General features: G+C 31.7%; 7 protein-coding genes. All 7 read left to right on the forward strand.

The genetic code is table 11. The features are described 5' to 3' along the window. Window positions 1–609: 609 nt before the first annotated feature. Entirely contained in the window at window positions 610–1755 is a 1146-nt protein-coding gene (locus XO10_RS09540) for an MFS transporter (RefSeq protein ID WP_014297368.1), read from the forward strand. A 73-nt stretch (window positions 1756–1828) separates the two neighbouring features. After that, window positions 1829–2659: a DUF4382 domain-containing protein gene (locus XO10_RS09545; protein ID WP_075780751.1), complete on the forward strand. Its 831-nt coding sequence runs from the start codon at window positions 1829–1831 to the stop codon at window positions 2657–2659. A 153-nt stretch (window positions 2660–2812) separates the two neighbouring features. Beyond that, complete coding sequence (locus XO10_RS09550) at window positions 2813–4315, forward strand: ABC transporter substrate-binding protein (protein WP_014297370.1); 1503 nt, start codon at window positions 2813–2815, stop codon at window positions 4313–4315. Window positions 4316–4368: 53 nt separating this feature from the next. Next, the gene (locus XO10_RS09555; protein ID WP_014297371.1) at window positions 4369–5376 is read left to right on the forward strand and encodes an ABC transporter permease; all 1008 of its coding nucleotides are present in this window, start codon (window positions 4369–4371) and stop codon (window positions 5374–5376) included. Between the two features lie 9 nt (window positions 5377–5385). After that, a complete protein-coding gene (locus XO10_RS09560; RefSeq protein ID WP_014297372.1) occupies window positions 5386–6258 on the forward strand; it encodes an ABC transporter permease in 873 nt (290 codons plus the stop codon). Window positions 6259–6261: 3 nt separating this feature from the next. Beyond that, window positions 6262–7224 carry an ABC transporter ATP-binding protein gene (locus tag XO10_RS10830; RefSeq protein ID WP_041638620.1) on the forward strand — a complete coding sequence of 321 codons (963 nt, stop codon included), beginning with the start codon at window positions 6262–6264 and terminating at the stop codon, window positions 7222–7224. After that, complete coding sequence (locus XO10_RS09570; protein WP_014297374.1) at window positions 7221–8213, forward strand: ABC transporter ATP-binding protein; 993 nt, start codon at window positions 7221–7223, stop codon at window positions 8211–8213. The genes XO10_RS10830 and XO10_RS09570 overlap by 4 nt, the downstream gene beginning before the upstream one ends. Window positions 8214–8273: the final 60 nt, after the last annotated feature.

Here is an 8273-nt window from a genome sequence, read left to right on the forward strand (position 1 = left end):
AGACACTTCGTCCATGAAGTGCTTCGCTTTCCAAAACCTCCTGTTTTTCCAACCCGAATTTTCTGCATTCCGCTTCGGGAAATTCTTAGTCTTCGTTCATATTATTTTTCTACTTTCTTTTATACAATCAGGCACTCTGCGATCCTTCACTCGCTTTTATTTTTTCCAACTGTCCTATAATCTCCATTTCGGGAAATTCTTAGTCTTCGTTCATATTATTTTTCTACTTTCATTTATATACTCGAAAGAAAACATGAATAAAAAGGTGAATGAAGGCTTGAAATTTCCCGAACGGAGATATTGCGTGAGCCGTAAAAATCACATGGATGTGATTTTTAGCGAAGCAGCACAGGAGGTGATGTCTGAGCGGCGGCGGCAAGCAATATTGGAGTGAGGAATAAGAAATTTCACCGCCTGAATGAACCTTTTTATGAATGTTTTCTTAATAAGAAATTTTTGGTCTTCATTGTTTTTATTTTTCTCAATCAACACCACAAAAGGACGAACATACATATTATTATTTCCAGGAAAATAATAAAAAAATCCTTGATTTTTAATAATTTTTAATATATAATAATTCGGAAAACTAATTTTTATGAGGTGATACCTGTGGATTCAAATTTAAGAAAATATCTCATAATAAACTCAATACCAGCATTTTCATTTATAACAATATTGCTTTCGCCAATGTATGCGAGCAAAATAGGCCTGAACGTATATGAAGCAAGTATAGTATTCTCTGTAGTATATGGAATACAGGCAATACTCACCTTTGCTCTTGGACATTTTTTTGAAAAAAAATCTCCTAATTATGGTCTTGCAGCTGGAAGACTACTATTTGCAATTGGTAATATAATTCTCGCTTTTGCATTTAATTCTTATATATATTTAATTGCACAAATAGTTATTGGAAGTATAGATATATTCTGGCCTCTTGTTAGCATGTATGAAAGGGCTATTGTTCCACCAAATAAAAGAGAAAAATTCTATTTTCTATTGCCTCTTATATCAGAATTTGTAAAGGTTTTATTATTTGTTCCAATAATATTCTTTATGGATTACGATAAAACATCTCTTAATTTTTATAGAAATGTCTTTTTATCTGTTTCGGCGTTAAATATATTATATGCTGTTTTAATGGTTAAATATCTTCCTTTTGTAAAAAGCGGAAGTGATTTACACGAAGAACATATGGAAATTCATAAACCCAATATAAAAAAATATATAACAGTCCTTTTAAACCAGATAATCTTTTTTGCAAATTTCGGTTTTGGAAGTTACTTAATCATATCATATTATATCAAAGATATACTAAATGCTGATGCAAAGGTTATGTTAACTTATGAGGTTGCATTTTCTCTCACAGTATTGACATCTGTTTTGTGGAAAAAATATATAAAATTAAAAAATGAAGATGCCATTGTAATTGGAACATTTATAATGTCATTGTTTTATGCTATGTTACTGGTAAAAGGATGGATACCATTTTATTTCTCACATGTGTTATTGGGTATAGGTTTTGTATTATGGATTTCGTCGAAAGAACCGTTAAAACAGGAATATGCACCTGTTAATTTTGGTAGATATGAAGGTCTTTTTAATGGAATTCAATTATTTTCAAAAATCTTTACACCTGTTGCAGCTGGGTATATAGCTTCTCAATATTCATATGATATGGTATTTACAATATCTTTCATTGTTTTATTTGCAAATTCAATAATAACTTTCTTTGGGTTAAGATATCCCTCCAGATAAATTCTAAGGTTTTTTTAAGGTTTGAGGTGTATAGTAGAATTGAAAAGAATTTTATTCAGAAGGAGGGATTGATATGAGAAAAGTATCATATCTTTTAGTGGCATTGCTTATATTAAGTTTTGCGTTGGTGGGATGTGTAAATACACAGGAAGAATTAAAAACAGAAGAAACATCTACAGTAAAAGTATTATTAACAGATATGCCTTTAAACACCATTGATAAATTAGACGTTTATATTGAAAGTTTTGGTTATAAATATTCAATAAATGGAACAAGTTATGATGGAACACCAGTTGAAATTAATAAGGCATATGACATTTTATCATTAGCAGGCACTGAAACATCATTATTTTCAATAGAATTACCGGCAAGCGCAGTGCTTTCTCAGATAACATTGACAGTAAAAGATGCGACAGTAACAATTAATGATCAGGAATACCCTGTTGAATTAAAACTCAACGAGATAAAAATTCAAAATGTTGACATTGAAATTGGAGAAGGTGGAGAATTAGTTCTTGATTTTGATGTTGTAAGATCATTACATGTGCAAGGAAATTTAACTTCTCCAGAAATTTTATTATCCCCTGTATTAAAACCAACATATAGAAGAGGTTTAGCAGACAATCATTATTTAATAAAAGGAGAAGTTGTTAATGGAACAGATCCAGTTTCTATGGCTGTTGTAACAATTAGTGATGATTCCACAATTTTAAGAGCAACATTAACAGATGATAATGGTGTATTCTGTCTTGGGAAATATGAAGACGGTAACTATACAATAGAAGTATATTCAAATATTGATGTAACTAAAGACCTTAGTGAATACACTCCAGATGCAACAGAAAAAATAATCGTATCCGGTGAAGATATCACAAATATAAAAATAGATATATCAAATCAGTAAAAAACTTAATTTGCCCGCTTTTTAAAAAGCGGGCAAATTTTTTTTATAAAAACTTGTAAATATTCTTTATTTTATGTTATAATAATATTATCAAAAAATGTCTATTTGTTTTATTTAAGATTAAATTCATCATATTTTAAAGGGAGGGATAGTATGAAGAAAGTATTGTTATTTGTTTTGATTACGTTATTTGTTGTATTTACTTTTGCTAAAAGTGTTGTGGTAGTAGGAACTACTGATAAGATTAGAACACTTGATCCGGCAAAATGTTATGATTATTTTTCAAGCAACATTCTTCAAAATGTATTGGTAGGTCTTGTTGATTATGAAGTGAATACTTCAAACCTTATTCCATCACTTGCAGAAAAATGGGAAGTTTCAAGTGATAGTCTTACTTATACATTCCATTTAAGAAAAGATGCAAAATTCGAAGATGGAACACCAATTGATGCAAAGGTTATGAAATACTCAATTGATAGGGCAATGAAATTAAATGGTGATCCTGCATTCTTATTAACAGATATAGTTGACAGCACAAAGGTTGTTGATGACTATACATTCCAGATTAAATTAAAATACCCATTCTCAGCATTTGTATCAGTTTTAGGATATACAGTAGCATGGCCGGTAAATCCAAAATTGTATCCAGAAAATTCATTCTATGAAGGAGCACCATCAGCATCAGGTCCATATAAGATAACAGAATGGATTAGAGATGTAAGAATTGTTCTTGAAAAGAATGACAAATATTACGGTCCAGCACCAAAAACAGATAAAATCATAATTACATTCTATGAAAGTGCAGCAACATTAAGATTGGCTCTTGAAACAGGACAGATTGATATTGCATTTAGACATCTTGATCCAAGGGATATTAGTGATCTTGAAGCAAATCCAAATATCACAGTATTAAAAGGTAGCAGTCCACAGATTAGATATCTTGTTTTAAATACAAAACAAAAACCATTTGATAATCCATTGGTAAGAAAAGCTATAATGTATGCTGTTGATAGAGAAAGATTAGTAGATGATGTATTTGTAGGACTTGCACAGCCATTATATTCAATGGTTCCAATGGGAATGTGGAGTCATAAAGATATATTCCCAAAAAGAAATTTAAATGCAGCCAAGAGATTATTACAGCAGGCTGGTTATTGGTTTGATAAACCATTGACAATAGACTTATGGTATTCACCAACACATTATGGTACAACAGAAGCAGATGTTGCACAGGTTCTTAAAGAAGCTCTTGAAGAAACAGGAATAATTAAGGTAAATATTAAATATGCAGAATGGTCAACATATGTTGATTACTTCTTAAATGGTGCAATGGGATTATTCTTACTTGGTTGGTATCCAGATTATATTGATCCTGATGATTACTTATGGCCATTCTTAAGTATAAACGGTGCAAAATCAATGGGTAGTTTCTATGAAAGCAAAATAACAGAAGATCTCATGAGAGCAGCAAGAGTTTGTGTAGATCAAAACACAAGATCAGATCTTTATGAACAGGTACAGAATCATCTTGTTGTTGATGTTCCAAATATCCCATTATGGCAGGGAGTAGCAGTTGTTGCATCACAAAAGAATGTAAAAGGTGTATTGCTTGAACCAACTCAGATCTTCAGATATTATTTAATCTACAAAAAATAATCATTAATTAAAACTCCCCGCCATGCGGCGGGGTTTTTAGAGAGGTGATAGTTTTGTCCTTAAAAGATTATATACTTACAAGAATATTACTTGCAATACCTATGATTTTTATACTTCTTGCAGTTATCTTTTTTGTTTTGAGGATTATTCCGGGGGATCCAGTTATGGCTATGATGGGTGGTAAAGCACCCCAAAGCGTAATTGATCAAAAAAGACATGAACTTGGTCTTGATAAACCCATTGTAGTACAATTTTTTGATTATCTTGGTGGATTATTGAGAGGTGATTTAGGAACTTCAACATTAACCTCAAGACCGGTATGGAACGAAATAAAAGATAGATTTCCTGCAACAGTTGAGTTAACCTTATTTGCCTTTTTAATTGCAGTGTTAATAGGTATATTCTGGGGAAGTGAAGCGGCGGCACATAGAGATGGATTTATAGATATTACAGCAAGAGTATATTCAGTATTTATATACGCCATTCCTGTTTTCTGGTTTGGTTTAATGATGCAATATTATTTTGGAATGATCTTAAGATGGTTACCAGTTGCCGGTAGATTATCTCCAATAGTATCTCTTGATACCAAAACAGGATTTTTTATAATAGATTCTATAATAACAGGCAATTGGGAAGCATTAATAGATGTATTAAAACATTTATTAATGCCTGGTATAACGTTAGGATTGGTTATTTCAAGTATATTTTTAAGAATGGTTAGAAATAATACAATTTTAATGTTATCCCAGGATTTTTCAACAGCGGCAAGAGCAAGAGGAATCAGTCAGAGAAGGGTTTTATACAAACACGCTTTAAGAAATGCCATGGTGCCTATTTTAACAGTTATGGGATTACAGCTTGCTATATTATTAGCAGGTGCTGTTTTAACAGAAACAACATTTTCATGGCCGGGACTTGGAAGCTATCTGGTAATGAAAATAAGGTATAGAGATTTTCCTGCTATTCAGGGAACAATAGCATTTTTTGCATTGTTTGTTGTCATTATTAGTATAATAGTTGATATTATCAATGCACTTATAGATCCAAGAGTTAGATATTGAGGTGATAATATGGATAAAGAATTTTATTCACATAAAATAGCATCTTTTTTTAAGGAATTATTCAAAAGTGGAACAGGATGGATTACATTTATAGGTGCAATGATATTAATATTTTATATTTTAATGGCAATTTTTGCACCTCAATTAGCTCCATATAATCCAATACAAAGAGTTGGAAGGGCTTTAAGCGCTCCAAACAGTCAATTTATATTTGGAACAGATAATCTTGGTAGAGATATATTCAGCAGAATATTATATGGTGCAAGAATAGCATTATCCATAGCATTTATTTCTGTTGGTTTTGCATCATTATTTGGAATTCCTCTGGGGTTATTATCAGGATATATAGGAGGGCCATTGGACAGAGTTTTAACATTAATTATGGATGCAATATATTCATTTCCAGGACTTATACTTGCTATTGCAATAGCAGCAGTGCTTGGACCAGGTATGATAAATATAGCGTTATCCATAGCTGTTGTATATACACCAACATATTATAGGGTAATCAGGAATCAGGTAACAGCTATAAAAAATGAGTTATATGTAGAAGGAGCAAGAGCATTAGGAGCAAAAAATTGGGAAATATTGTTTAAATATATACTTCCTAATGTTTTACCATCTGTTGTAGTTGTTTTATCTATGAATCTTGCTGATGCAATAATGACAGAAGCAGGATTGAGCTTTTTGGGGTTGGGAATTGCTCCACCAACACCAGATTGGGGTTATGATTTAAGTAATGGACAGAGATTTGTATTATCAAGAGCATGGTGGGGAATATTATATCCCGGTATGGCAATTATTACAATAGTTTTGGGATTCTCATTATTTAGTGAAGGATTAAATGAATATCTCAATCCTACTATTCGTGAGAGAAGGTGAAGCATTGTGATATTACAAATAAAAAATCTCAATATAAATTATGAAGTAAGAAATGGCTGGGTAAGTGCCGTTCAAAATGTAAATTTATCTATTAAAGAAAATGAAACTGTAGGATTAGTTGGAGAATCTGGTTGTGGAAAATCCACATTGGGTAAATCTTTACTGAAAATATTGCCTAAAAATGCCAGAATTGATGGTGAAATTTTATTTAAAGGAGAAAATATAGCTCCATATAATGAACGTCAGATGAGAAAAATAAGAGGGAAAAATATATCCATGATCTTTCAGGATCCAATGACTTCATTAAATCCAATTATGAAGGTAAAAGATTTATTTTTGGAAACTATAAAGGCGCATTATCCTAAGATTCCGGAAGATGAAGCATTTAAAATGTCAGCAAAAATACTTGAAGAGGTTGGTATAGATCCTGTAAGAATGAATGAATATTCATTCCAGTTTTCTGGTGGTATGCGACAAAGGGTTATGATTGCATTGTCTTTGGTCTTAAAACCAGATCTTGTTATAGCAGATGAACCTACAACATCTCTGGATGTTATTGTTCAGGCTCAAATTATGGAAGTTTTAAAAAAGCTTAAAGATGAACACAATATGTCCATGATTCTTATTACACATGATTTAGGTGTTGTTGCTGAACTGGCAGATAGAATAGGTGTAATGTATGCAGGTCATCTTGTTGAATTATCCACAGCAGAAAAGATATATTATGAGCCTAAACATCCATATACACAGGCATTATTAAAATCAATTCCAAATACTAACATTGATGATAGAGAATTAAGGTATATTCCTGGAGATTTACCGAATCTTGTTAAACCACCAAAAGGATGCAGATTTGCAAATAGATGTCCATATGCTACAGAAAAATGTCATAATGAAGTTCCACCAGATTTTGAAGTTGATGGAACAAGAGTAAAATGTTGGTTATATGAGAAGGTGAAAGCATGAGTACTCCATTAATAGAAGTAAAGAATTTAAAAAAATATTTTCCATTAAAACGGTCTATATCAGAGGTTATAACGAGAAAACCGCAGAAATTTGTAAAGGCTGTTGATGATATTTCTTTTGTTATAAATAAAGGAGAGACATTGGGATTAGTTGGTGAGTCCGGTTCTGGAAAAACAACCACAGGGCGTTTAGTTTTAAGATTGCTCGATCCAACAGATGGAATAATAAAAATAGATGGTGTTGATATCACATCATTATCTCAGGAAGAATTAAGAAAATTCAGAAAAAAAATTCAGATAATTTTTCAGGATCCAATGGCAGCATTAAATCCGTATATGAAAATAGGTGAAGCAATACGGCATGGATTGCAAATACATAAAATAGGAAAAACATATAAAGAACAGAAAGAAATTGTATATAATATAATGGAAAGGGTTAATTTAAAGCCAGCTGAGGAATATTATGACAGATATCCTCGTGATTTATCAGGTGGTCAAAGACAGAGAGTTGTTATTGCAAGGGCATTGGCATTAAAGCCTGAATTTGTTGTTGCAGATGAAGCAATTGCCATGCTTGATGTTTCTGTTAGATCACAGCTTTTAAAATTAATGATAGATCTTAAAGAAGAATTTAATCTCACATATTTATTCATTACACATGATTTAGCAACTACAAAATATATTTGTGATAGGATTGCTGTTATGTATCTTGGAAAAATCGTAGAGATAGGAACATTTGAGGATATTTATAGAAATCCTGCGCATCCTTACACAAAAGCGTTAATTTCAGCGGTGCCAGAACCAGATCCAAAATTAAACAAAGAAAAGATTATACCAAAAGGTGAAGTGCCAAATGCTGTAAATCCGCCAAAAGGTTGTAGATTTCATCCAAGATGCCCATATGCAACAGAAAAATGTAGAACAGAAGAACCACCAGTAATAAAGATTGATGATCAACATGAAGTAAGCTGTCATTTATACGCAAAATAATAAAAATAAATCCCCTGTTAAACAGGGGATTTATTTTTATAACGTTTAGATTTTAAATTG

The sequence above is a fragment of the Marinitoga sp. 1135 genome (assembly GCF_013363245.1).
Taxonomy (GTDB): domain Bacteria; phylum Thermotogota; class Thermotogae; order Petrotogales; family Petrotogaceae; genus Marinitoga; species Marinitoga piezophila.